The following is a 24,347-nucleotide window of genomic DNA, read 5'->3' as shown; positions in this document are numbered from 1 at the left end:
GCTAGCCGCGGATCGCTTCCGCGGTCAGGCCCGGCGAGCCCTGTGCTTCGGCCTCTGCGCGTTTGACCAGCTCCACGATCCGCCGCGACAGCGGCGCATCGATGCGGTGCCGTTCCGCCAGTTGCACAATCACGCCCTGCAGATAGTCGATTTCGGTGCGTCGTCCGCGCTGCAGGTCATCCCACATGGACGAACGCGCGGTCGGATCGATCTTCATGGTCCGTCCCAGCAGACGCGCAAACAGGAAGTCCGGCAGGCGCAACAGATGCGGCGTGAGGCTGGCCGGGATCGGCGTCGCCGATATCGGCCTGATTCCTTCCGCCTGCAGCACCGCGAGCCCTTCGGCCATCTGGTCGGCGAACAGCCGTCGCCATGCCCGCTGCGCCAGCTGCTCGCGCAGCGGCCGGCCGGACAGTGCGTTCAGCGCATTGTTGAGGTTCACCAGTAACTTGCCCCATTGCACCGCGACGATGTCATCGGCCGGGCGCATGATCAGATCGGTCACCGACAGTTGCGTCGCCGTGCCGGCGGCGTCGCTCTCGATCGCGATGTCGCCGGAGGTGGCGCGATGATAGTGGCCGTCGCCCGGCGCGATCACGTTGAACGGCACCATGCCGCCGAGAACACTCCGGCCCGGCAGCCGCTCGCGCAACACAGCCACATTGCCGACGCCGTTCTGCAGGCTGACGACGACCGCGTCTTCGGCGGCGTGCCGCGCGATCAGGTCCGCGATCCCGGCGGTATCTGCGCTCTTCACCGCAACCAGAATGACCGCCGCGCCATGGAGGATAGTGGCTTCGTCCGACAGGGCCAGCTGCTGCACAGGTACATGACGGTCCGGGCCGCCGACACCGGTCAGCCGCAGGCCATGCGCCTGGATCTCGGCGGTCACCCGCGGCCGCGCCAGCATGGCAACATCGCGCCCGGCGGCGGCCAGCATGCCGCCAACGAAGCAGCCAATGCTGCCGGCGCCCGCAACTGCAATACGGTTCGTTGCCATCGCTCTACTTCGTCACCTGCTGATTTTGCACCCGTTGGTAGCAAAATGCCTCCGCGCTGGCTACGACCGGGAACCTGCGGGCCTTCCAAGCGTCATAAGGCGACGCTATGTTCCATCCGGGGCCAGCGAAGGAGAGTGCGATGGGTTTGCTCGATATTTTGAACGGCATGCAGAACGGGCCGCGAGGGCCGAGCGATCCGAACGACAAGAGCGGCGGCATGTCGCCCATGACCATGGCGATCCTCGCACTGCTGGCCTACAAGGGCTACAAGCATTTCACCGGCACCCAGCAGGGACAGCCGCAGCCGCAACAGGTGCCGGCGCCGACGACCACGCAGGCCAACGCGCCCGATGGCGGCGGGCTCGGTGGTATGCTGGGAAGCATCTTCGGCGGCAATAGCGGCCAGGCCGGCGGAGGTCTGGGCGGATTTCTGAACGGCCCGCTCGGTGGCCTGCTGGCGGGCGGCGCGGCTGGCAGCGTGTTGAGCGGCGGTCTCGGCGATCTGCTCAAGCAATTCCAGCAGAACGGTCATGGCGAAGTCGCGAATTCGTGGGTCAGCAACGGTCCCAACAAGCAGATCGCGCCCGGCGATCTAGCAAATGCACTTGGCGCCGACCAGATCGAACAGCTGACCTCACGCACCGGCATGTCGCGCGATCAACTGTTGTCCGAACTGAGCAACGAACTGCCCGACGCGGTAAATCAGTTCACCCCCGAGGGTCGAGTGCCGACCGAAGACGAAGCAAAGTCGCGCTGGGTTTGATCGGCTCGCTTATATAAGGATAGTGCCATGCTCTGGATCATCTTCATCGGCTTTGTCGCCGGCATCATCGCGAGAATGCTGTCGCCGGGTCCCAACAATCCCAGCGGCTTCATTCTGACCACTGTGCTCGGCATCGCCGGCGCATTCCTGGCGACCTTCATCGGCCAGCAGATCGGCCATTACGGCCCCAACCAGGGCGCCGGCTTCATCACCGCCACCCTCGGCGCGCTGGTGGTGCTGTTCATCTGGAACAGGCTGGTCGCCCGCCGGGTGATCTCCGATCCCGGCCAGCGTTACTGAGGTCGCGACAAAGCCCCCAATTGTCATCGCCCGCGAAAGCGGGCGATCCAGTACGCCGAGGCAGCCGTGATGGCGCCTCGGCGTCTCCGTTTATTGGATCACCCGCTTGCGCTGGATGACAGTCATTGGATCAGACTCGACGCGGTGCCGTCAGTTCACGACAGATGCATGCCCGCATCCATCCGCACCACTTCGCCGGTCATGTTGCTCGACGGCGCGGTCGCCAGGAAGCAGACCAGGTTGGCGATGTCCTCGGCCGTGGACGCCAGCTTAAGCGGCACTTTGGCGATCACCGCGTCGCGCACCTTGGCGGCGGCCTCTGCGCCGCGGCCCTTGGTGAACCATGGCGTGTCGATATAACCCGGACATACCGTGTTGACGCGGATCGACGGCGCCAGCGCGCGCGCCAGTGACAGCGTTATCGTGTTAAGCGCGCCCTTGCTGGCGGCATAGGCCACCGACGAACCGCCGCCGGTGATCCCGGCCATCGACGAGACATTGACCACCGCGGACGCGCGACCCAATGCCTTGGACCCGGCCTCGAGCAGCGACCGCGCCGCGCGCACCATCTGGAACGGACCGATGGTGTTGACCGCATAGACCTGCTGGAAATCCTCGGCCGACAGCCCGTCGAGATTGCCGTGCGCCACATGCTTGGTCGTGCCGGCATTGTTGATCAGCGCGTCGAGCCGTCCCCATGGCGCGGCGGCGGCGATGATCTTCCGGCAATCCTCATCCTTCGCGACGTCGCCCTGCACCACTATCACCTCGGCGGCACCGGCGCTGCGGCACAGCTCGGCAGTCGCTTCCGCTTCCTTCACGCTCGACGCATAGTTGATGACGATGCGGGCGCCGCCTTTGGCGAGAATCGCCGCCGTCGCCGCGCCCAGCCCCGACGCAGACCCCGTGATCACGACGCACAATTCTTCCTTCGACATCCGCACTCCCCTTTGGTTTCTCGTCCCGCCGCGATGTACCATATCGCCGGCGGATCGGGATACGTCGACGAAGTCCGTTGAACGGAATAACGCCATACATCATGCCGTCACTGCAGGCCGCCCTGCGGACATGCGCGCTTGTCTTCACAGCGCCTTTTGCCCATCATGATTCTCAACAAACGGCAGCACTCCATCGCCGGCGCACCGCCGGTTGAATTGAGATGTGCGCTTTGCCAACGAGGAACGCTGTGACGGAGACCGACAATATTGTTGCCGAGACCGCGGAACGTATTTTTGCCGATCTCGCCGACGCGCAAGCCATCAGCAGGAGCAAGGACGGCGCGTGGGTCGCGCCGCTGTGGCACGCGCTGACCGAAGCCGGCCTGCCGCTGTCCTGGGTCGCTGAAGACTACGACGGCTCCGGCGCGAGCCTCGCCGAAGGTTTTGCCGTGCTCGGCGCCGCCGGGCGTTTCGCCGTGGCAGTGCCGCTTGCCGAAACCATGCTGGCCGGCTGGCTGCTGGCGCAGGCCGGCATTGCGTCGCCTGCCGACACGATGACCGTCGCACCGGCGAGCCCCAAGGATCGCATCACCATCAATGCCGACGGCAGCCTGACCGGCCGTGCCCGCGGCGTGCCGTTTGCCACCCAGGCGGGGCACGTCGCGGTGATCGCCAGCGGCATCGGCGGCGTATCCATCGCGCTGGTCGCGGCCAGCGCCTGCCGTATCGAGGCCGGACTCAATCTCGCCAGCGATCCGTCGGACACCGTGATCTTCGACAATGTGCAGCCGATCGTGCTCAAGCCGGCGCCCAATGGCTTCGATCAGACGTCGCTGATGCTGATGGGGGCGGTGGCGCGCAGCCTGCAGATTGCGGGCGCGCTGGAAACCATGCTCGACATCAGCGTGCGCTACGCCGGCGAGCGCGTCGCCTTCGAAAAGAAGATCTCCAAGTTCCAGGCCGTGCAGCACAACCTCGCCAGGCTCGCCGGTGAAGCCGCCGCCGCGCTGGCCGCCGCCACCTCGGCCGCCGACGCCATCGCCAGCGGATCGGCATTCGAGGAGACCGTGTTCCTCGAAGCGGCGGCAGCCAAAATCCGTTGTTCGGAAGCTGCCGAAAAGGGCGCCGCCATCGCCCATCAGGTGCATGGCGCCATCGGTTTCACCCAGGAACACATCCTGCATTGCTACACGCTGCGCGCGCTGGCCTGGCGCGACGATTTCGGCTCCGAGAGCTACTGGGCCGTCGAACTCGGCAAGATGATTGCTGCGCGCGGCGCCGATGAATTGTGGCCGCTGGTGGCGTCGCGCTGATCCCTGAACTTCCCTTGCTTCTGAGACGAGACCGACCATGAGCGCAGCCCTCCGTTTCGATCCGATCCGCCTGCCCGAGGAATGCGAGGTGCTGCGCCGCGAAGTGCGCGCCTTCCTCGCCGAGGAGATCGCCGCCGGCACCTTCGATCCGCACAAGCCGCAGCGCGAGGATTCCGATGCGCCGGAATCTTCGCGTCGCGTCGGCGAACGCGGCTGGCTCGGCATGACCTGGCCGAAGCAATATGGCGGCCACGAGCGCAGCTTCCTGGAGCGCTACGTCGTCACCGAGGAAATGCGCGTGGCCAATGCGCCGGTGCGGCGCTTCTTCGTCGCCGACCGCCAGAGCGGCCCGGTGCTGCTGAAATACGCGCCCGAGCACATCAAGATGGACATCCTGCCGCGCATCTGCCGCGGCGAAGTCTGCTTCTCCATCGGCATGAGCGAGCCGAACTCCGGCTCCGACTTGTTCGCGGCCAAGACCAAGGCCACCAAGACCGACGGCGGATGGCTGATCAACGGCAGCAAGATCTGGACCACCTCGGCGCACATCGCCGACTACATGATCGCCATCTTCCGGACGTCGCCCTCCACCAAGGAGAACCGCAGACACGGCCTGACCCAGTTTCTGGTCGACATGAAGAAGCCGGGCATCGCGGTGAACCCGATTGCGCAGATCACCGGACAGTATGAGTTCAACGAGGTGGTGTTCACCGACCACTTCATCCCCGATGACTACATGCTCGGCGAACTTGACGGCGCTTGGAAACAGGCAACGTCCGAACTCGCTTATGAGCGATCGGGGCCGGAGCGCTTTCTCGAGACCTATTACGTGCTGACCGAGCTGGTCCGCGCCGTCGGCAAGAATCCGGACACCCGCAGCGCCGAGGGCATCGGCCGTCTGGTCGCGCAGCTGCACACCATGCGGCGGATGTCGGTGTCGGTGGCCGGCATGCTGCAGGCCGGCAAGGAGCCGGTGGTGGAAGCCTCCATCGTCAAGGACATCGGCACCATCTGGGAGCAGCAACTGCCGCACCGGGTCCGCGAGCTCGCCGCTTTCGTCGAAGGCGACCCGTCGAACCACGCCACCCTGGACGAGATGCTGTCCTTCGCCATCAAGACCGCGCCGAAGCTGACCATCCAGGGCGGCACCACCGAAGTGCTGCGCGGCATCATCGCGCGCGGGCTGGGGCTGCGGTGAACTCTTCACCTCTCCCCGTTGGGGAGAGGTCGACCGGCAAAGCCGGTCGGGTGAGGGCCTTCTATTCTACAGTGCCCCCTCTCCCCAACGGGGGAGGAGCGACGGCGCCCAGTTGCGACATATTCCAATCATCAGCCTTACGGAGACTCCATGACCACCTACAAAGACATCGCCGTCGAGACCCGCGGTCACATCGCGATCATCGAGATCCGCAAGCCGCCGTTCAACTTCTTCGACATCATGCTGATCCAGCAGATCGCCAATGCGCTTGACGCCATCGACGCCGATCCGGAGATCCGCGCCACCGTGCTGTGCGCGCAGGGCAAGGCATTCTGCGCCGGCGCCGATTTCAGCGATCCCAACCGCAAGGAAACGGAAGCGGCGGCGAAGAGCGGCGATCCCGCCGACAACCTCGGCTCGATCGGCCATCTCTACATGGAGGCCGTGCGAATCTTCCGCGCGAAAAAGCCGATCGTTGCGGCCGTGCAGGGCGCGGCCATCGGCGGAGGGCTTGGGCTCGCGGTGTCGGCGGATTTCCGAGTCACCTGCCCCGAGGCGCGTTTCGCCGCCAACTTCACCAAGCTCGGCTTTCATCCTGGTTTCGGCCTCACCGTGGCGCTGCCAGAGATCGTCGGCAAGAACAATGCCGAGCTGATGTTCTACACCAGCCGCCGCGTCGGCGGCGAAGAGGCGCTGAAGATGGGCCTCGCCAACCTCTGCGTTCCCCAGGCCGAGGTGCGCGATGCTGCCATCAAGCTGGCCGAGGAAATCGCCGAATGCTCGCCGCTCGGCCTGCTCTCGACCCGCGCTACCATGAAAGGCAACATCGCCGACCGCGTCGCTGCCGCAACCACGCATGAACTGGCCGAACAGACAAGGCTGCGCGCCACGGAAGACTTCAAGGAAGGCGTCAAGGCCACCGAGGAACGCCGGGTGGCAAATTTCAAGGGACGCTGATTCGTTCGCGCGGCCTTAATGGCAGCGCGACGCCGCAATGGCGTGCAACCGGCGGTCGCCCAGCACATGGGCGACAAAGCCGAGTGTCTGGAAGATCCGCGCAAAGGCGGCAGCGCGGATGTTCAGGCCGCCGGTATAGGCGCCGAAGGCCGGCATGATGGCGCGCGCGCCATCGCTGGCAAAGCAGCGCCGCTCCATGGAACGCCCGCGGGTCGACACCCGTGCCTTGGGATGCAGATGGCCGGCGATCTCGCCCGCAGCACCGGTCGGCTCGTGGCGGAACACGATGGGGCCGATGGCGACGTCCTGCGCCACCACGCCGCCGAGATTGGACGGCAAAGCGGGATCGTGATTGCCGGAAATCCAGATCCAGTCGCGGCGCAATTGCAGCGCACTGAGGACATCGCGGTTCGGCTGCGACAGCCGCTCATGGGCATTGCGATCATGGAAGGAATCGCCGAGCGCAATCACTGTGCACGGATCGTGTCGCGCGATCACCGCGCCGAGCCGGCCCAAAGTGGCAATGGTATCGTAGGGCGGCAGCAGCGTGCCGCGCATGGCGAAGCTGGAGCCCTTCTCCAGATGCAGGTCGGAGACCGCCAGCAGGCGCTGCTCTTCCCAGTACAACGCGCCGGACAGATCGGCATGGAGCGTGACGCCGGCGAGGGTGACGGCGTTGATATCTGTGAGGGTCGATTCGCGGTGCATGCTCTTTTGTAGCCCGGATGGAGCGTAGCGCAATCCGGGACCCTCGTTTCAGCTCCACAGCCCCGGATTGCGCTTCGCTCCATCCGGGCTACCGATCGCTACGACGTGGCTTCCCTGACAAGCTCCTCGGCGGCTTCCGCCAGCAACTCGTCTGACGCTTCGCCGTACACCGGTTCGCGGCCGATTTCCAGCATCACCGGCACCGCCAGCGGCGACACCCGGTCGAGTTCCCGGTGAATGATGCTGCCCTTGATTCGCGTCAGCGCGTCGCTGAGGCGACGGATATCGAGCAGGCCGGTGGCGGCGTCGGCGCGGGCGGCGCGCAGCAGCACGTGATCGGGCTGGTGCTTGCGCAGCACGTCGTAGATCAGGTCGGTCGAGAACAGCACCTGGCGCTTGCTCTTTTCCTCGCCGGTAAAGCGCCGCGGTACCAGGCCGGAGATCACCGCGCAAGTGCGGAAGGTGCGCTTCATCAGTGCGGATTCCGCCAGCCATGCCTCGAGGTCGTCACCCAGCATGTCGGGATCGAACAGCGCGTCGAGATCGAGCGTGCCGTGGCGGATCATGTGCGACATGTCGCCGAGACTCCACACCGCCAGCGCATATTCATTGGCGACGAAGCCGAGCGGCCGGGCACCGCCGCGCTCCAGCCGGCGCGTCAGCAACATGCCCAGCGTCTGATGCGCGAGACGGCCCTCGAACGGATAGCACACCAGGTAATTCTTATTGGCGCGCGGAAACGTCTCGACGATCAGCTCGCGCGCACCAGGCACCAGTGACAGATCGGCCTGCAGCGACAGCCAGTCGCGCACCTGGTCGGGGAGCGTGCTCCATGCGCGCTTGTCGGCCAGCAGATTGCGCACCCGTTCGGCGAGATAGGTGGAGAGCGGAAACTTGCCGCCCATATAGGACGGCACCCGTGCGTCCTTGTCGTGGGCGCGCGACACATAGACCTGATCTTCCATCAGCGCTTCGTAGCGCACCACCTCGCCGCCAAACACGAAGGTGTCGCCGACCACCAGGTTCTCGATGAAGTACTCCTCGATCTGGCCGAGCATGCGACCGCCGCGCGCGATCATGCCGGTGGATCCCTTGCTTTTTCCTGGTCGCCGCCGCGGCCGCCGCGCACCAGCCGCACCTTCAGCATGGTATCCTCGACGATGGTGCCGACATTCATGCGGTACATCTGCCGCACCTTGGGATTGGTGACGCGCCAGTATCCCGCCTTGTCCTGCTTGATGCGCGCGAAGCGCTCGCAAGTCTTCAGCGCGTAGCCGCCGGAGGCCACGAAATCGAGGGTGTCGTCGAAATCGACGCGGCTGAGCTCGGCATAGGGCGCGGCGGACAGCATCTCGTCGTAGAGTTCGTCGGCCAGGAAAGGCTTGCCGCAGGCGCAGCCGAGGATGTGCTGCGCCAGCACGTCGAGCGCGCCGGTGCGCAACGGCGGCGTGTCCTGCGCGTTCTCCGCCACAGCATCGATGGCCACGGCACATTCCAGCACCTCAAAGCGGTTGGCCGGCACCAGCACCGCGCGCGAGGCCTCGTTGAGGCGGTGGTTGGCACGGCCGATGCGCTGCATCAGCCGCGACGCGCCCTTGGGCGCGCCGACATTGATCACCAGATCGACGTCGCCCCAGTCGACGCCGAGATCGAGCGACGAGGTACAGACCACGCCCTGCAATCGGCCGGCGGCCATGGCGTCCTCGACCTTGCGGCGCTGCGCCACATCCAGCGAGCCGTGATGCAGGGCGATGGCCAGGTTGTCGTCGTTCATGCGCCAGAGTTCCTGGAACAGCATCTCGGCCTGGCTGCGGGTGTTGACGAACACCAGCGTGGTCTTGTTGCCCTTGATCAGGTCGTAAATTTCATTGAGCGCATGGCGCGCCGAATGGCCGGCCCACGGCAACCGCTCTTTGGTGTCGAGCATCTCCACGATGGGTGCGGCAGCGCCGCCGGCGACCACGATATCGGCCGCGGCTATGGCACCCACCGGCTGCGGCACCAGAAACCGCGCCAGCGATTCCGGCTCGGCCACCGTGGCAGACAGGCCGATGGCGCGGATATCAGGCGCCAGCTGCCACAATCTCGCCAGCCCAAGCGACAAGAGGTCGCCGCGCTTCGAGGTCACCAGCGCATGCAGCTCGTCGAGCACGATGCGCTTCAGCGAGCCGAACAGAAACGGCGCATCGTCGGACGACAGCAGCAGCGCCAGCTGTTCCGGCGTGGTGAGCAAGATGTCCGGCGGATAGCGGCGCTGCCGGGCGCGGCGCGACACCGGTGTGTCGCCGGTGCGGGTCTCGACCTTGATGGGCAGCCCGATCTCGGCGATCGGCGCTTCCAGATTGCGCGCAATATCGACGGCCAGCGCTTTCAACGGCGAGATGTACAGCGTGTGCAGGCCGCCGGTGCGCTGCACGCCGTTGCCGGTGGAGACGAGGGATCTTTCTTTCCCCTCCCCCAAGCGAAGCGAAGCTTCGCAAGGCGGGGGAGAGGGAGCGACAGCGCTTTTTCTTCATCCCCACTCAACTCCACCAGCGTCGGCAGAAATCCGGCCAGCGTCTTGCCGGCGCCGGTGGGAGCGATCAGCAGGGCCGAGCGATTGGCGCGGGCCTTGGCAAGCAGTTCCAGCTGGTGCGCGCGCGGCGACCAGCCGCGCGCGGCGAACCAGCGCGTGAATATCTCGGGCAGTTCAGGCGGCGGAACGGGTTTTCGCGGAGGCACAGGGAGAAGCTAGGCATTCACGCCCGTCATTGCGAGGCGCCCTTGCGACGAAGCAATCCAGTCTTGCCTGTGGCTTGCTGGATTGCTTCGCGGAGCCGGACCCGGAGGCTCGCAATGACGTCGTGAGGCGTCCCGCTATTCCGTGACCGGCTTGTCCGACAGCACCCAGTCCTTGCCGTCGAACTGCTGGGTGAACAGAGTTTTCATCGGCGCATAGTCGGTGGCGGTGTAGCTGTAGCTGACGCCCTGCAGCATCTGCGGCGCACGAAAACCGTTGAGGCCGATGGCCTGCTTCAGCACGTTTTCGCGGGTCAGTTCGTCGCCGCAGCGGCGCAGGATCTCGGCCATGGACACCGCCTGGCCATAGCCGAAGAACGCGATGGAATTGTCCGCGGCGATGTTCGGCAGATATTTGGCCCGCAGCGCTTCGAACGCCATGACGTCGGGATCCTTGGCGTAGCGCGGCGCGCCGATGTCCTTGCCATAGGCGATCGAAACGATGCCCTTGGCGTTGTCCAGACCTGCGGCGTCGAGGATCGAACGCCCCGTCGAGCCCGCCGACAGCAATTGCAGTGGCTTCCAGCCGAGTTCGACCACCTTGCGGATCGACTGCGACGTCGCCTTGCCAGTGGTGATGTTATAAAAGACGTCGGCGCCGGACTTCGACAGGTTGATCAGCTGCGAATCCACCGTGGGCTCGGTGAGATCGTAGCTTTGCTCCGCGATCACCGACGCCTTGCCACCGGCCTCTGCCAGCACCTTCTTGAACGGCGCGAGAAAATCGCGGCCGAAATCGTCGTTCTGGTAGAGAATGGCGACCTTGGCGTTGGGCTTCACGCTGAGAACGTATTTCGCCAGAATTTGCGCCTCGGTCGGATACAGCGGCAGCCCGGCCATGGTCCATTTGTTGTTCTTCGGGTCGTTCCACTTCGAGGCCCCGGTGTTCAGCAGCAATTGCGGCACGCCCTTGCTGTTGAGATATTTGTGCACGGCGGTCTGCGGCGCGGTGCCCAGCGAACCGTACAGCGCCAGCACCTCATCCTGCTCGACCAGCCGGCGCGTTGCCTCCACCGCCTTGGGCGCGCTGTAGGAATCGTCCATGGTCAGGAACTTGATCTTGCGGCCGTTGATGCCACCGCTTTCGTTGAGCTGCTGGAAATAGGCTTCGCCGACACGGCCGAGCACGCCATAGAGCGAGCCGGGGCCGCTATGCGGGATGGTCTGACCGATCTTGATTTCGGTGTCGGTGGCGCCGGGATCGTATTTCTTGTCGGCGGCAAGCGCCCCGGGCGCCGTTGCTGCCAGGGTTGTCGCGATGGCGGCGACAGCCGCTGACCGTATGACGCAGATGTGACGCGCAGCCATGTGGTTTTCTCCCTGATGCCCGGCTCCGCTTGTGCGGGCCATTTTCTTGAGCCGTGCGTCCGTTCGACGCTTTGACGGCCTGCGGTCATCCTGTGCGGGGCCGGTTTGGATGGCAAGTGCCCTGACAGGCTGGGATTTTCCGGAGTTCCCAATCGCCGCGAATCAATGCGGCGCGCCTGCCTTGCGCGGCGCCGCCGTCCGGCAATGCGCCATCGGCCATATCCGGGGGGTGGCGGCGGCCGGGCAGCCCAACTTTAACGTCATTCCGGCGAGGCCAGGTTGCATTTCAAGGCACTGTGGCGGCCTGGGCACAGACAATCCGGGGGATCTCCAGTATTTTCGGACTTCAAATTAATCGGGGTCTCTAATGAAACGTATCCTTCTTGCCAGCGCCGCGCTCCTCGGAACCGCTGTAAGTGCGCAGGCCGCCGACATGGCCGCCAAGGCCCCCTATTACAAGGCGCCGCTCGTTTCGGTCTACAACTGGACCGGCTTCTACATCGGCGTGAACGCCGGTGTCGGCACTGCCCGCGACCGCACCGGACACAGCTTCACCGGCGATTCGCTGTACCAGGCCCCGAACGGCGGCTTCGGCGGCGGTCAGATCGGCTACAACTGGCAGGCTGATTCGCTGCTCGGCCCGATCGTGTACGGCATCGAAGCCGACATCCAGGGCGCCGGCCTCTCGGACGGTTATCCTGCCGTTGGCGGCGGGCTGATCGGCGGGACGCTGACCACCTACAACACCAAGAACGACTGGTTCGGCACGGTTCGCGGCCGCGTCGGTCTCGCGACCGGTCCGGTGTTGAGCTACTTCACCGGCGGTTACGCCTATGGCAACGTCAAGACCACGATCACCGAAGGCGGCGCGACCGCGTTCACCAACAACCGCACGCAGGGCGGCTGGACCGTCGGCTCCGGCGTTGAAGCCGCGCTCGGCGGCAACTGGACCGGCAAGATCGAATATCTCTACCTGAACCTCGGCAACAAGAGCGATGCGTTCGCCGGCCAGGTCTACGCCAGCGAATTCCGCGAAAGCCTGTTCCGCGTCGGCCTGAACTACCGCATCGGCGGCACCAATGCCGGCTACACCGCCCCGGTGGCGGCGAACTGGACCGGCTGGTATCTCGGCGGCAACGTCGGATCCGGTATCGGCCGCAATCGCAGCACGCTTGCCGGCGCCCCCGGGGTTGAGTCCTTCAACCTGGTTCCCGACGGCGTCGTTGGCGGCGTGCAGGCCGGCTACAACTGGCAGGCCGGCAACTGGGTTTACGGCATCGAAGCCGACATCCAGGGCTCCAGCCAGAAGGACAACAAGACCACGGTCGCTCTGGGCGGCGTCGCCTATGACCAGAAGCTTCCCTGGTTCGGTACCGTTCGCGGTCGCCTCGGCTACTCGGTCGGTCAGACCCTGTTCTACGCCACCGGCGGTTACGCTTACGGCAGCGTAAAGACCAAGATCAACGCTGGCGGCGTCCAGATTGCCAGCTTCTCCAAGACTGGGGATGGCTACGCAGTCGGCGGCGGCATCGAGACCCCGTTCAAGCTGCTCGGCCTGTTCGGGCCGAACTGGACCTCGAAGACCGAATACCTCTATGTCGATCTGGGTTCCAGCTCGAACGCCTTCGTCGGAACTGTTCCCGGTGTCGGAGCGGCTGCGCTCACCTCGTCCACCTCGGTCAAGGAGCACATCTTCCGCACCGGCCTGAACTACCACTTCAACACCCCGGTCGTTGCCAGGTACTGATCCCGGCAAACTCCCGAAACTTCAAAACCCCGGCGTCGCGGCCGGGGTTTTTGTTTGCAGAGTGCTCAGGCCCTTCCGCCGTCATCGCGAGGTGTCCTTCCGATGAAGCAATCCGGCGTCCCTTGCAGCCTCTTGATGCTTCGCCCGCAAGCACGGCGCCTGGCCTTGCGGCCTGACGGCCACGGCCAACGGCCACGCTGAAACGAAAATCCCGGCCTCGCGGCCGGGGTTTTCGCTTTGCGGCAAATGCCCGGCTATTTGCGGGAACAAAATTAACCTGAGAGCAGCATTATCCAATTACCACAGGCCGTAACTTCAGCGTTACGGACAAAATCCATATGTCCCCATGGACGGCCAGCCGAACTGGAATCCTCATGAAGCGCCTTTTCCTTGCCACCGCGACGCTTCTCGGTTTGACCGCCGGCGCGCAGGCCGCCGACATGGCTGCGAAAGCCCCCTACTACAAGGCGCCGGTGGTGGCCGTTTACGACTGGAGCGGCTTCTATCTGGGCGTCAACGCGGGCATCGGGCTCGGCCGGGATCGTGCTGTCCATAACGCCGGGGTTTTGGGGACCGAGTCGATTTACCTGTCACCGCAAGGTGCTCTCGGCGGCGGTCAGGTCGGCTACAACTGGCAGACCGGCTCCATGCTCGGCCCGGTCGTCTTCGGCCTCGAAGCCGACATCCAAGGCGCTGGCCTGAGCGATGACCGCACCAATCTGGGCGGCCCGTTGCTGCCGACCGCCTACAATCAGAGGATCGACTGGTTCGGTACGGTTCGCGGCCGCATCGGCCGCGCCACCGGTCCCGTGCTCAGCTACGTCACCGGCGGTTATGCTTACGGCAACGTCAAGACCAGCATCAGCTTCGATAATGCCGGGACGGTGTTCTCGACCAACAAGATCCAGAACGGCTGGGTCGTCGGCAGCGGTGTTGAAGCGGCACTTGGCGGCAACTGGACCGGCAAGATCGAACATCTCTACCTGAACATGGGCAACAACAGCTACGCGTTCGGCCCGCAGACGCTCAACACCGAAGTTCGCGAGAACATCTTTCGCGTCGGGCTGAATTATCGCGTCGGCGGCAACAGCGCTTACGTGCCGGTCGCCGCAGCCGACTGGACCGGCTGGTATCTCGGCGGCAACGTCGGCTCCGGCACCGGCCGCGATCGCAGCAGCCTTGTCAAACCTGCCGACCTTCCCGACGACCCGGGCGCAAACGAGGTCTTCAACCTCGCTCCCGATGGCATCAATGGCGGCGTGCAGCTTGGTTATAACTGGCAGGCCGCGAACTGGGTCTACGGTCTGGAAACCGACATCCAGGCCTCCAGCCAGCGCGATAACAAGACCGTGGTTGGCTTCGGCAGCGTCGCCTATGACGCCAAGTTGCCGTGGTTCGGAACCGTTCGCGGTCGCCTCGGTTACTCGGTCGGTTCGACCTTGTTCTACGCCACCGGCGGTTACGCTTACGGCGGGGTGAAGACCAAAATCAGTGAAGACGGCGTCCAGGCGGTCAATGCCTCGACCACAAGGAGCGGCTGGACCGCGGGCGCGGGTCTCGAAACCCCGTTTCAGCTATTCGGCCTGTTCGGGCCGAACTGGACCTCGAAGGCCGAATATCTCTATGTCGATCTCGGCTCGACCTCGAACACCGTCAACACCACGGTCGCTACCACCAGCGTCACCGAACACATCTTCCGCACCGGCCTGAACTACCACTTCAACACCCCGGTCGTTGCCAGGTACTGATCCCGGCAAACTCCCGAAACTTCAAAACCCCGGCCTCGCGGCCGGGGTTTTTGTTTGTGGGCCCGCCTCCCGCGGACTTCAGAGGTATTGTTGCAAAGTGTGTCCGATTCGCCGCAGACAGCAGGCGCGCAAGCCGCTGATATGCCGGTGAAACCCTACACCAAGGCACCCGCACTGGCGGCGGCCTATGACTGGAGTGGGTTCTATCTGGGCGTCAACGCCGGAGTGGGCGTCGGGCGCGACCTGACCCGACTGTCGATTCCCGCCCGGTCGTCCGAGCAGACCCACCTGTCACCGTTCGGTGCCATCGGCGGCATCCAGGCCGGCTACAACTGGCAGATAAAAAATTGGGTGCTCGGCCTCGAAGCCGACATCCAGGGGGCCGGTCAGCAAGACGACGCCTGCCTGTTCGTCTGTTCAGCGACGAACCGTGTGCAACTCGATCGCAAGCTGGACTGGTTCGGCACCGTACGCGGGCGGATCGGCTACACCACCGGGCCGGTGCTGGGCTATTTCACCGGCGGCTTCGCTTACGGCAACGTGAAGACCAGTATCGTTGAGACCGCGACGCCGGCAACATTCGGCGGCCTGGCACCGGCCGTATCAACCGGCACTTTCGTCAACGAACAGGTCCGCACCGGCTACGCCATCGGCAGCGGCGTCGAAGCCGCGCTCGGCGGCAACTGGACCGGCAAACTCGAATATCTGTATCTGGATCTCGGTTCGCGCACCGGCAGCTATACGTTTGCCACCGTGCCGCACACCGTCGATACCAACTATCGCGACAACATCTTCCGCGCCGGACTGAACTACCGGATCGGCAGCGTCGCCGCCTATGCACCGCCGGCGCCGGCAAACTGGTCGGGCAGCTATGTCGGCGGCAATTTCGGCTCCGGCTACGGCCGCAACCGCAGCTCCTACGCGGTCGGCGCCTATAACGAACAGTTCGACCTCGTCCCGCAGGGCTTCCTCGGCGGCGGGCAGGTTGGCTACAACTGGCAGTCGGGCGCGTGGGTCGCCGGCGTCGAGGCCGATTTCCAGGGATCGACGCAAAAGGACGACAAGGCCTGCCTCACCCTGTGCACCACCGCGCTGTCGATCGCGCTTGACCAGAAACTGTCCTGGCTCGGCAGGGCGCGCGGACGGCTCGGCTATACGGTGGGATCGACACTGTTTTATGCAACCGGCGGCTTTGCCTATGGCGAGGTCAAGACCGACGTTGTTGCCCAAGCCACGACAGGCGGTACCGCCGCCTTCACGTTCAAGAACAGCCGCGGCGGCTGGACCGCCGGCGGCGGCATCGAGCGTCCCATGCAGTTCTTCGGCTGGGCCGCACCGAACTGGACGTCGAAGACCGAGTATCTTTACGTTGATCTCGGACGCAGCACCGGCAGCTTCACCGCGCTCGGCGCGACGCACACGTTTTCAACGAGCGTCACCGAGCACATCTTCCGGACCGGCCTGAACTATCATTTCGACACCCCGGTCATCGCCAGGTTCTGATCCCAACGAACTCCGAAACTTCAAAACCCCGGCCTCGCGGCCGGGGTTTTTGTTTGTGGGGATAGGTGGAACGAACAGCGCCGTTCGATCCGTGTGATGGCGATGGTTGCTAGCCGTGCGGCCTGACCGCCACGGCCACCAGGCCCGGCACCGGCGCACCGGCCTCGGTACGGGCCGAGACGGCCTCCAGGGACAGCAGCGTCAGGCCGGCTGACGCCAGCGCAGCGCGGACGCAGGCGATGCCGTGGGCGTAACGAAGCCCGGCGCCGAGCACGACGCCCTCGCCATTGTGGGTTTCCACGGTGAACGCCAGCAGACCGCCGGGCGTCAGCACGCGCGCGGTCTCGGCCAGCACCGGTGCCAGATCATGCAGATAGATCAGCACATCGGCGCCGAGCACCAGATCGGCGCTGGCGTCGGCGCGGTGACGAAGTCCCTCGACGATCTCAGCCACTTCAAGCTCGGCATACAGACCGGTCGCGTGGGCACGCTCGATCATCCGCGGCGACAGATCGATGCCGATCATGGCGCCGTTGTTGGCGGCGAAGGCGACAGCCGCCAGACCGGTGCCGCAGCCGAGATCGATGCCGCGGGCAAATTGCATCGGACGATCGGCAGCGGCACAGGCCGCGTGGACGGCATCGAACAACACCGCCGGGCCGCGATAGCCCAGCGTCTTCACCAGCGCCATATCGAATTTTGGCGCGTACTGGTCGAACAGCGCGCTGACATAGGTCGGCGGCATCGCCGCCACCGCGACGTCGCCGAGCCGCATCAGCCGCAGCGCGGCGCCGTTGCGGTCGCCCGCATCGGTGCGCCGCGCGCTGCGGAACGCCAGGATCGCGCCTTCGGTGTCGCCGAGCTGTTCCCGGACTTCGCCGAGCACGAACCAGGCGGTGGCAAAGCCCGGGGCGAGGTCGGTGGCCTGCACGAACAGGTCCTCCGCCGCCACCAGATCGCCCTGCACCTGCAGGTCGCGGGCATAGTCGAAGCGGCGGTCCGCGTTCAGATCGCCTGATGACATGAACAGGCGTGCGGGCATGGGGGAACCGATCGGGAGGCGGTGCATTCGTCAGATCAGCCGACTCGAATGAACCCCGCGCGGACCTATATAGCCCAGATGCGTCCACAAGACATTCTTATCCCGGTCCCTGCCGGCCTGTGCTGCAAGCCGGGCGGCTTCCATATCGATCCCGTCCGCCCGGTCGAGCGCGCGGTGATCACCCACGGCCATTCCGACCACGCCCGGCCGGGCCACGGCCACGTGCTGGCGACGCAGGAAACCCTCGACATGATGCGGCTGCGTTATGGCGACAACTTTGCCGGCAGCACGCAGGCGATAGCCTATGGCGAGACGCTGAAACTCGGCGAGGTCACCATCAAGTGCCATCCCGCCGGCCATGTGCTGGGCTCGGCGCAGATCGCCGTCACCTGTAAAGACATCTGCATCGTCGCATCGGGCGACTACAAGGATGCGCCGGACCCGACGTGTGCGGCGTTCGAGGTGGTGCCGTGCGACGTGTTCATCACCGAGGCCACCTTCGGCCTGCCGGTGTTCCGCCATGGCGACGCCGCGCTCGAGGTGAAGAAGCTGCTCGACTCCGTCGCGCTGTTCCCGGAACGCGCGCATCTGGTCGGTGCCTACTCGCTGGGGAAGGCACAACGTGTCATCGCGCTGATCCGCGCCACCGGCTACGACGCACCGATCTACCTGCATGGCGCCATGGAGAAGATCACGCGCTACTACGAAAGCCGCGGCATCGATCTCGGCGACCTTCGCCCGGTCAAGGGGATGAAGAAGGCCGATCTCGCCGGCACCATCACGCTGGCGCCGCCGTCGGCGACGTCGGATGTGTGGACGCGGCGTTTTCCCGATCCGGTGACAGCCTTTGCATCCGGCTGGATGCGGGTCCGCGCCCGTGCCCGCCAGCGCGGCGTCGAACTGCCGCTGGTGATTTCCGACCATGCCGACTGGGACGGGCTGATCGCCACCATCGGCGCCACCGGTGCCGGCGAGATCTGGGTCACCCACGGCCAGGAGGACGCGCTGGTGCACTGGTGCCAGACCAAGGGCCTGCTCGCGCGACCGCTGGCGCTGGTCGGCTATGGCGACGAGGACGAATCGGAAACGCTGCCGGCGGATGAGGCGATGGAGGCATGAACCGCTTCGCCGAACTGCTCGACCGCCTCGCTTACGAGCCCGGCCGCAACAACAAGCTGCGGCTGATCACGTCTTACTTTCGCGAGACCGCCGATCCCGACCGCGGCTATGCGCTGGCGGCGCTGACCGGTGCGCTGTCGTTCAAGCACGCCAAGGCCGGATTGATTCGCGACCTGATCTCCGCGCGTACCGACCCGGTGTTGTTCGCACTGTCCTACGATTATGTCGGCGATCTCTCGGAGACCGTGGCGCTGATGTGGCCGAAGGCGGAGCTGCTGGCCCACAACAATCCGCCGCCGCCGACGCTGACCGAAGTCGTCACCACGTTGCGCACGCTCGGCAAGGCCGAACTGCCGGCACAGCTGGCGCGCTGGCTCGATGAACTCGACGAAACCGGGCGCTGGGCCCTGCTGAAGCTGGTCACCGGCGGCATGCGGATCGGCGTCTCGGCGCGGCTGGCCAAGACCGCCGCAGCGGCGCTCGGCGACAAGGACCCGCACGACGTCGAGCTGATGTGGCCGGGGCTGGCGCCGCCCTATCCGGAACTGTTCGCCTGGCTGGAAGGCCGCGCGGAAAAACCCGTCAATCTCGATCCGGCGCCGTTCCGACCGGTGATGCTGGCGCATGCCATCGAGGACGGCGACTTCACCCATCTCGATCCCACGCACTATATCGCCGAATGGAAATGGGACGGCATCCGCATCCAGGCCGTCAGCGGCCGCGACGACAAGGGCAATATCGTCGCGCGGCTGTACTCGCGCAGCGGCGAGGACATCACCGCGAGCTTTCCCGATCTGCTGCCAAGCCTGCGGCTGCCCGGGGCCATCGACGGCGAGCTGCTGGTGCTGCGCGACAGTCGGGTGCAGTCATTCAACGTGCTGCAGCAGCGGCTGAACCGCAAGGTCGTCTCGGCCAAGCTGATCAAGGACTATCCGATCCATCTGCGCGCCTATGACCTCCTGGGCGATGGCGAGAACGATCTGCGCGAGCTGCCGTTCGAACAGCGCCGCACGAAGCTCGAGGCCTTTGTGAAGCAGCTCGACGATTCCCGCATCGACCTGTCGCCGACGATCCCGTTTGCCGCCTGGGCCGACCTCACCGCCGCCCGCGCCGATCCTGCCAGCGCGGGTGCAGGTGACGACGCCGATGCCGTCGAGGGCGTGATGCTGAAGCGGCGCGACGCCGCCTATCTGCCGGGGCGGCCGAAGGGCCAGTGGTGGAAGTGGAAACGCGATCCGCATATCATCGACGCCGTGCTGATGTATGCGCAGCGGGGCCACGGCAAGCGCTCGTCCTATTATTCGGATTACACGTTCGGCGTCTGGACCGCGGGCGAAGGCGGCGACCAGCTGGTGCCGGTGGGCAAGGCCTATTTCGGCTTCACCGACGAGGAACTGCTGCAGATCGACCGCTTCGTCCGCCGCAACACCACCGAGAAATTCGGACCGGTGCGCCACGTGGTGCACGAGCCGGATCAGGGCCTGGTGCTGGAAGTCGCGTTCGAGGGCCTGGCGCGCTCGCCTCGGCACAAGTCCGGCGTCGCTATGCGGTTTCCGCGCATCAGTCGACTGCGCTGGGACAAGCCGCCGGCGGAAGCGGATCGGCTCGAGACGCTGGAGCGCCTGCTGAAGGCGGAGGCACAGGAGGTGTCACCCTCCCCGGCTCTCATCCCTGCGAAAGCAGGGATCCAGTAAACGCTGTCGGTTGCGCATGAGCGCAGCTGCCGGCGTTTACTGGGTCGCCCGGTCCTTGCGCGCAATTGCGCGCCGGCCGGGCGACGACAGGGAGTGAGCGGTGGCAACGCGTCGATAGACCATCCAGGTTTCCCATTCAGCCCGAACCGCCTATGATCAAGACGCGATTTCGCGCCCAGGAGACGATGATGCAGAACGATGTCCGCGACGTGCCGGTGCGCCAACAAGACGGCCTCTCGCGCTTCCTCGGCGGCTCGCCGCTGGCGGTGCTTGGGCGCCTTGTGCTGCTGTCGATCCTGGTCGGCGTGGTGCTCGCGGCCATCGGCCTCGACCCATGGAACATCGTCACCAGCATCCGCCGCCTGTTCCAGTGGATCTATGACCTCGGCTTCGACGCGGTTACCGGGCTGTGGCGCTATTTCCTGCTCGGCGCCGTGATCGTGGTGCCGATCTGGCTGATCTCGCGGATGTTCAGCGCACCGCGCGGCCGATAGATCCGACGCAGAATGCTGGTGTCTCCGACAAGACCGGTCGGTCACCGGCGCGTCTTTGCCATCGCCGGCCCGGCGATGCTGGCCAATCTCACCACGCCGCTGCTCGGCATCGTCTCCACCACCGCGGTCGGCCAGCTCGGCGATCCGCATCTGCTGGGCGGCGTGGCCATGGCCTCGATCGCCTTCGACTGCATCTTCTGGCTGTTCGGCTTTTTGCGCATGGCGACGGTGGCGTTCACCGCGCAGGCGCTCGGCGCCGGTGACCGCATCGAGGTGCGCGCGATCCTGCTGCGCGCGCTGATGCTGGGGGCGGCGATCGGACTGACCCTGATCGTGCTGCGCACGCCGCTGGGCGCGCTGGTGTTCGGCATCATGGGCGGCAGCGACGCCGTCACCTCAGCCGCCAAGACCTACTTCTTCATCCGGCTGTGGTCGGCGCCGCTGATGCTCGGCAACTACGTGATTCTCGGCTGGCTGGTCGGCCAGGCCCGCACCGGCATCGCACTGACCCTGCAGGTCAGCATCAATCTCATCAACATGGCGCTCACCGCATTGCTGGTGTTGCGACTCGGCTTCGGCATATCGGGCGCCGCGCTGGCTACCGTGACCGCCGAGACCATCGGCTTCACCGCGGGCGTCGTCGTGGTGTGGCGCATGCTCGACGCAAATGCGCGCGTGTCGCGCGCCGTCCTGTTCGACCGCGAACGGCTGCTGCGATTGTTCGCGGTCAACCGCGACATCATGATCCGCACCGCGGCACTGATCGCGGCGTTTCTGTTTTTCACCGCCCAGGGCGCGCGCGCCGGCGACCTGACCCTGGCCGCCAATGCGGTGCTGAACAACTTCGTGATGATCGGTTCGTTCTTTCTCGATGGCCTCGCCACCGCCGCCGAGCAATTATGCGGCCAGGGATTTGGCGCGCGTGACCGCCGGCAATTCGGCCGCGCGGTCCAGCTGGTGCTGGGCTGGAGCGCTGCCTTCGGCGTCGGCGTCACACTGTTGTTCGCAATATTTGGAAATTCACTCATCGACATCATTACCGCCAGCCCGGAGGTGCGCTTCGCCGCGCGCGAGTTCATGATCCTGGCAGCGCTGGCGCCGGCCTGCGGCGTGCTGGCCTACGCTTTTGACGGCATCTACATCGGCGCGGCCTGGGCGCGCGACATGCGCAACCTGATGCTGGCGGCGCTGGCGATCTATGTCGCCGCCTGGTACGTGCTGGCGCCGCTCGGCAATGCCGGCCTGTGGATTGCGTTCCTGGCATTCCTGCTGTCGCGCGGCGTGCTGCAGGCCTGGCGTTATCCGGCGATGGTCAGGACGTCGTTCCAATAGCCGCAGCAAATTGAAATCCATAGAATCCGTTCAGTCCCTTTATCCAGCTGTTTACGACGTCGCCGACTGTTCGCATTTGTCCTCTTCGCGAACTCGGGAGTGGCGAGATACCGTTGCGCTTTCGAAACAATGGAGAGTGCAAATGTGTGATGCTTGTCCTGATCTCGGAATGTCTCGTCGAAAATTCTTCCAGGCTGGCGCCGGCGTGCTGGCAGCCGCTTCGCTGCCCACCCTGGCCAGTGCGCAGCCGGTAGCAGCTGCGGACACACCCGACGCGGCGCTCAACCTGCTGATGGAAGGCAATGCGCGCTACGTCGCCAACCAGATGCGCGAACGGGACTTTTCCGCGGGACGCGTCTCCCGCACGCAGGGGCAGGCGCCCTTCGCGGCGATCCTGGGCTGCGCCGATTCACGCGTGGCACCGGAACTGGCGTTCGACCAGGGCCCCGGCGACTTGTTCATCGTCCGGGTCGCCGGCAACTTCGTCACGCCGGACGGCCTCGGGAGCCTGGAATACGGCGCCGCCGTGCTGGGCACCAAGGTGATCATGGTGCTCGGTCACAGCAATTGCGGCGCCGTCAATGCCACCATTGGCGCGCTGCAGAAGGGCAATACGCTTCCGGGCCACATCGCGGATCTGGTGCGGGCGATGAAACCCGGCATCGAGCCGGTCTTGAAGCAGCCCGGCCAGGACCTGCCCGAGCGGGCCGTCGTCGCCAATGTGAAGCAGAACGTTCAGCGGCTGCAAAAGGCCAAACCGATTCTGGCCGAGATGGTCGCCAAGGGAAAAATTCGCGTGGTCGGCGCCGTCTACGATCTCGCGACCGGAAAGGTCGCACTCGTTTAGCGCCCGTCCCGGCCCGCCTCAGGCAGATCGACGATTTCGATCGTCGATCTCACACCGGCCAGTCTTCCGCCGTCAGCGTCGCCGCATCGGCGCCGACGATTTCGGACAGCGAATCGCGACCGGTGCGCAGCAGCGTCGAGACCAGATCGGCCTTGATGCTGTCGACCAGACCGAGGCCTTTATAGACCAGCGCCGAATAGAGCTGGATCAGGCTGGCGCCGGCGCGGATTTTTGTCAGCGCCGCGCCGCCGGAATCGATGCCGCCGGCGCCGATCAGCGGGAACGCGCCTTCGACGCGCACATAGGTCTCCGCCACCATCCGCGTCGACAGCCGGAACAGCGGCCGGCCGGACAGGCCACCCTGCTCCTTGGCCCGCGCCTGCTCGCGCAACGTCGTGGGCCGACCGAGCGTGGTGTTGGAGACGATCATGCCATCGACTTTTCGCGAACGCGCGATGTGCACGACATCGTCGAGATCGGCGAGGCTGAGATCGGGTGCGATCTTCAGCAGCACCGGCGAATCGCCGGCGTTCTTCTGAACGCGCTCGCGGGCGTCGATCACTTTTGCGAGCAGATCGTCGAGCGCTGCCGCCTGCTGCAGGTTGCGCAGGCCGGGCGTGTTCGGCGACGACACGTTGACGGTGAAGTAGCTCGCCACCGGCGCGAAGGTCTCGATCAGCCGGACATAGTCATCGACGCGATCGGCGGAATCCTTGTTGGCGCCGACATTGACCCCGACGATGCCGCCATGCTGCGCCCGCGCCGCCAGCCGGCGCAGCACGACCTCGGCGCCGTCATTGTTGAAACCGAGACGGTTGATGATCGCCTCGTCGCGCTCAAGCCGGAAGATCCGCGGCCTGGCATTGCCGGCCTGCGGCTTCGGCGTCACCGTGCCGATTTCAGCAAAGCCGAAGCCCAGCCGCAGCAGCGCGTCCGGCACCTCGGCATTCTTGTCGAAGCCCGGCGCGATGCCGATCGGATTGGGAAAGTTCAGGCCGAAGGCACGTACCGCCAGCTTCGGATCGTCGGGCCGTGGCTTCGACGGCGGCAGCAGCCGCAGGCCCTGGATAGCGAGGCGGTGCGCGTCTTCCGGATCGAACCAGCGCAGCAGCGGCAAGGAGAGGGCGTCGAAGGCGCGGATCACGATTGGAGCTCCGGAATGTCATGGGTGCCATCGGAGCGCAGGCGCAACTCCAGCACCTCGGTCACGGCGCCGAGATCGAGTTCGCCGTAGAGATGCGGAAACAGCGCGCCACCTCGCGACGGCTCCCAGCGCAACAGCGCATCGTCGAGCACATCGGCGTCCACCGCGACCAGGAAGAGTCCGGGCTGGCCGAAGAAGTACTTCCTTGCGGTTTCCGCCACTTGCGATGCGGTGGAAAAATGGATGAAGCCGTCACGCGAATCGTCGGCGCTGCCGCGATAGGCGCCCTGCCGTTCGGCCTCGCGCCAGGCCGAAGCCGGACAGATTTTATAGATGATGCGCACCCGGCCGGACTTCCCGTCTGTTCGTCAATTCCCCGCAATTCCTTGAGAATTCGGCAGAATTCCCGAACA

20 protein-coding genes and 1 pseudogene are annotated in these 24,347 nt (G+C 65.4%); 13 read left to right on the top strand and 8 right to left on the bottom strand.

Annotated elements, in window-relative coordinates; genetic code table 11:
* Position 1 precedes the first annotated feature (1 nt).
* Positions 2–1,000 (bottom strand): 2-dehydropantoate 2-reductase, encoded by a 999-nt coding sequence (locus ONR75_RS04590; protein ID WP_265081582.1) that lies wholly within the window; start codon positions 998–1,000, stop codon positions 2–4.
* Between the two features lie 140 nt (positions 1,001–1,140).
* On the opposite strand from ONR75_RS04590, the gene ONR75_RS04585 reads away from it, so the two are divergent.
* Positions 1,141–1,764 (top strand): YidB family protein, encoded by a 624-nt coding sequence (locus ONR75_RS04585; RefSeq protein ID WP_265081581.1) that lies wholly within the window; start codon positions 1,141–1,143, stop codon positions 1,762–1,764.
* Between the two features lie 27 nt (positions 1,765–1,791).
* The gene (locus tag ONR75_RS04580; protein ID WP_265081580.1) at positions 1,792–2,064 is read left to right on the top strand and encodes a GlsB/YeaQ/YmgE family stress response membrane protein; all 273 of its coding nucleotides are present in this window, start codon (positions 1,792–1,794) and stop codon (positions 2,062–2,064) included.
* Between the two features lie 155 nt (positions 2,065–2,219).
* Here the strand turns inward: ONR75_RS04580 and ONR75_RS04575 are convergent, their stop codons facing one another.
* A complete protein-coding gene (locus tag ONR75_RS04575) occupies positions 2,220–3,002 on the bottom strand; it encodes an SDR family NAD(P)-dependent oxidoreductase (protein WP_265081579.1) in 783 nt (260 codons plus the stop codon).
* A 248-nt stretch (positions 3,003–3,250) separates the two neighbouring features.
* Between ONR75_RS04575 and ONR75_RS04570 the strand changes: the two genes are divergently transcribed.
* The 3 genes from ONR75_RS04570 to ONR75_RS04560 all read left to right on the top strand — a co-directional run bounded on the left by ONR75_RS04570 (position 3,251) and on the right by ONR75_RS04560 (position 6,470).
* A complete protein-coding gene (locus tag ONR75_RS04570) occupies positions 3,251–4,315 on the top strand; it encodes an acyl-CoA dehydrogenase family protein (RefSeq protein ID WP_265081578.1) in 1,065 nt (354 codons plus the stop codon).
* A gap of 37 nt (positions 4,316–4,352) precedes the next feature.
* On the top strand, positions 4,353–5,513 hold the full coding sequence (locus tag ONR75_RS04565; protein WP_265081577.1) for an acyl-CoA dehydrogenase family protein: 1,161 nt from the start codon (positions 4,353–4,355) through the stop codon (positions 5,511–5,513).
* Positions 5,514–5,663: 150 nt separating this feature from the next.
* A complete protein-coding gene (locus tag ONR75_RS04560) occupies positions 5,664–6,470 on the top strand; it encodes an enoyl-CoA hydratase/isomerase family protein (protein WP_265081576.1) in 807 nt (268 codons plus the stop codon).
* A 15-nt stretch (positions 6,471–6,485) separates the two neighbouring features.
* On the opposite strand, the gene pdeM is transcribed toward ONR75_RS04560, so the two are convergent.
* The 3 genes and pseudogenes from pdeM to ONR75_RS04545 form a co-directional block, all read right to left on the bottom strand.
* Positions 6,486–7,178 carry a ligase-associated DNA damage response endonuclease PdeM gene (gene pdeM / locus ONR75_RS04555; protein ID WP_265081575.1) on the bottom strand — a complete coding sequence of 231 codons (693 nt, stop codon included), beginning with the start codon at positions 7,176–7,178 and terminating at the stop codon, positions 6,486–6,488.
* 98 nt (positions 7,179–7,276) lie between these two features.
* Positions 7,277–9,899: pseudogene (locus tag ONR75_RS04550) on the bottom strand (ligase-associated DNA damage response DEXH box helicase).
* Between the two features lie 135 nt (positions 9,900–10,034).
* Positions 10,035–11,264, bottom strand: coding sequence for an ABC transporter substrate-binding protein (locus ONR75_RS04545; protein ID WP_265081574.1), 1,230 nt, complete (start codon positions 11,262–11,264; stop codon positions 10,035–10,037).
* A 367-nt stretch (positions 11,265–11,631) separates the two neighbouring features.
* On the opposite strand from ONR75_RS04545, the gene ONR75_RS04540 reads away from it, so the two are divergent.
* From ONR75_RS04540 to ONR75_RS04530, 3 genes are all read left to right on the top strand, one after another.
* The gene (locus ONR75_RS04540; protein ID WP_265081573.1) at positions 11,632–13,011 is read left to right on the top strand and encodes an outer membrane protein; all 1,380 of its coding nucleotides are present in this window, start codon (positions 11,632–11,634) and stop codon (positions 13,009–13,011) included.
* 374 nt (positions 13,012–13,385) lie between these two features.
* Entirely contained in the window at positions 13,386–14,759 is a 1,374-nt protein-coding gene (locus ONR75_RS04535; RefSeq protein WP_265081572.1) for an outer membrane protein, read from the top strand.
* A gap of 141 nt (positions 14,760–14,900) precedes the next feature.
* The gene (locus ONR75_RS04530; protein ID WP_265081571.1) at positions 14,901–16,262 is read left to right on the top strand and encodes an outer membrane protein; all 1,362 of its coding nucleotides are present in this window, start codon (positions 14,901–14,903) and stop codon (positions 16,260–16,262) included.
* A 109-nt stretch (positions 16,263–16,371) separates the two neighbouring features.
* On the opposite strand, the gene ONR75_RS04525 is transcribed toward ONR75_RS04530, so the two are convergent.
* Entirely contained in the window at positions 16,372–17,304 is a 933-nt protein-coding gene (locus tag ONR75_RS04525; protein ID WP_265081570.1) for a class I SAM-dependent DNA methyltransferase, read from the bottom strand.
* Positions 17,305–17,382: 78 nt separating this feature from the next.
* Here ONR75_RS04525 and ONR75_RS04520 point away from each other — a divergent pair, with 78 nt between their 5' ends.
* The 5 genes from ONR75_RS04520 (at position 17,383) to ONR75_RS04500 (ending at position 22,790) form a co-directional block, all read left to right on the top strand.
* The gene (locus ONR75_RS04520; protein WP_265081569.1) at positions 17,383–18,423 is read left to right on the top strand and encodes a ligase-associated DNA damage response exonuclease; all 1,041 of its coding nucleotides are present in this window, start codon (positions 17,383–17,385) and stop codon (positions 18,421–18,423) included.
* Positions 18,420–20,117 carry an ATP-dependent DNA ligase gene (locus ONR75_RS04515; RefSeq protein ID WP_265081568.1) on the top strand — a complete coding sequence of 566 codons (1,698 nt, stop codon included), beginning with the start codon at positions 18,420–18,422 and terminating at the stop codon, positions 20,115–20,117. The genes ONR75_RS04520 and ONR75_RS04515 overlap by 4 nt, the downstream gene beginning before the upstream one ends.
* A gap of 188 nt (positions 20,118–20,305) precedes the next feature.
* The gene (locus ONR75_RS04510; protein ID WP_265083536.1) at positions 20,306–20,611 is read left to right on the top strand and encodes a DUF6460 domain-containing protein; all 306 of its coding nucleotides are present in this window, start codon (positions 20,306–20,308) and stop codon (positions 20,609–20,611) included.
* A 12-nt stretch (positions 20,612–20,623) separates the two neighbouring features.
* On the top strand, positions 20,624–21,943 hold the full coding sequence (locus tag ONR75_RS04505; protein ID WP_265081567.1) for an MATE family efflux transporter: 1,320 nt from the start codon (positions 20,624–20,626) through the stop codon (positions 21,941–21,943).
* Positions 21,944–22,085: 142 nt separating this feature from the next.
* Complete coding sequence (locus ONR75_RS04500) at positions 22,086–22,790, top strand: carbonic anhydrase (RefSeq protein ID WP_265081566.1); 705 nt, start codon at positions 22,086–22,088, stop codon at positions 22,788–22,790.
* 49 nt (positions 22,791–22,839) lie between these two features.
* Here ONR75_RS04500 and ONR75_RS04495 read toward each other — a convergent pair whose 3' ends face one another.
* Positions 22,840–23,934 (bottom strand): quinone-dependent dihydroorotate dehydrogenase, encoded by a 1,095-nt coding sequence (locus tag ONR75_RS04495; protein WP_265081565.1) that lies wholly within the window; start codon positions 23,932–23,934, stop codon positions 22,840–22,842.
* The gene (locus tag ONR75_RS04490; RefSeq protein WP_265081564.1) at positions 23,931–24,278 is read right to left on the bottom strand and encodes a DUF952 domain-containing protein; all 348 of its coding nucleotides are present in this window, start codon (positions 24,276–24,278) and stop codon (positions 23,931–23,933) included. The genes ONR75_RS04495 and ONR75_RS04490 overlap by 4 nt, the downstream gene beginning before the upstream one ends.
* Positions 24,279–24,347: the final 69 nt, after the last annotated feature.

The organism is Rhodopseudomonas sp. P2A-2r (assembly GCF_026015985.1).
GTDB lineage: Bacteria > Pseudomonadota > Alphaproteobacteria > Rhizobiales > Xanthobacteraceae > Tardiphaga.
This window is presented reverse-complemented; position numbering and strand designations above follow the sequence as displayed.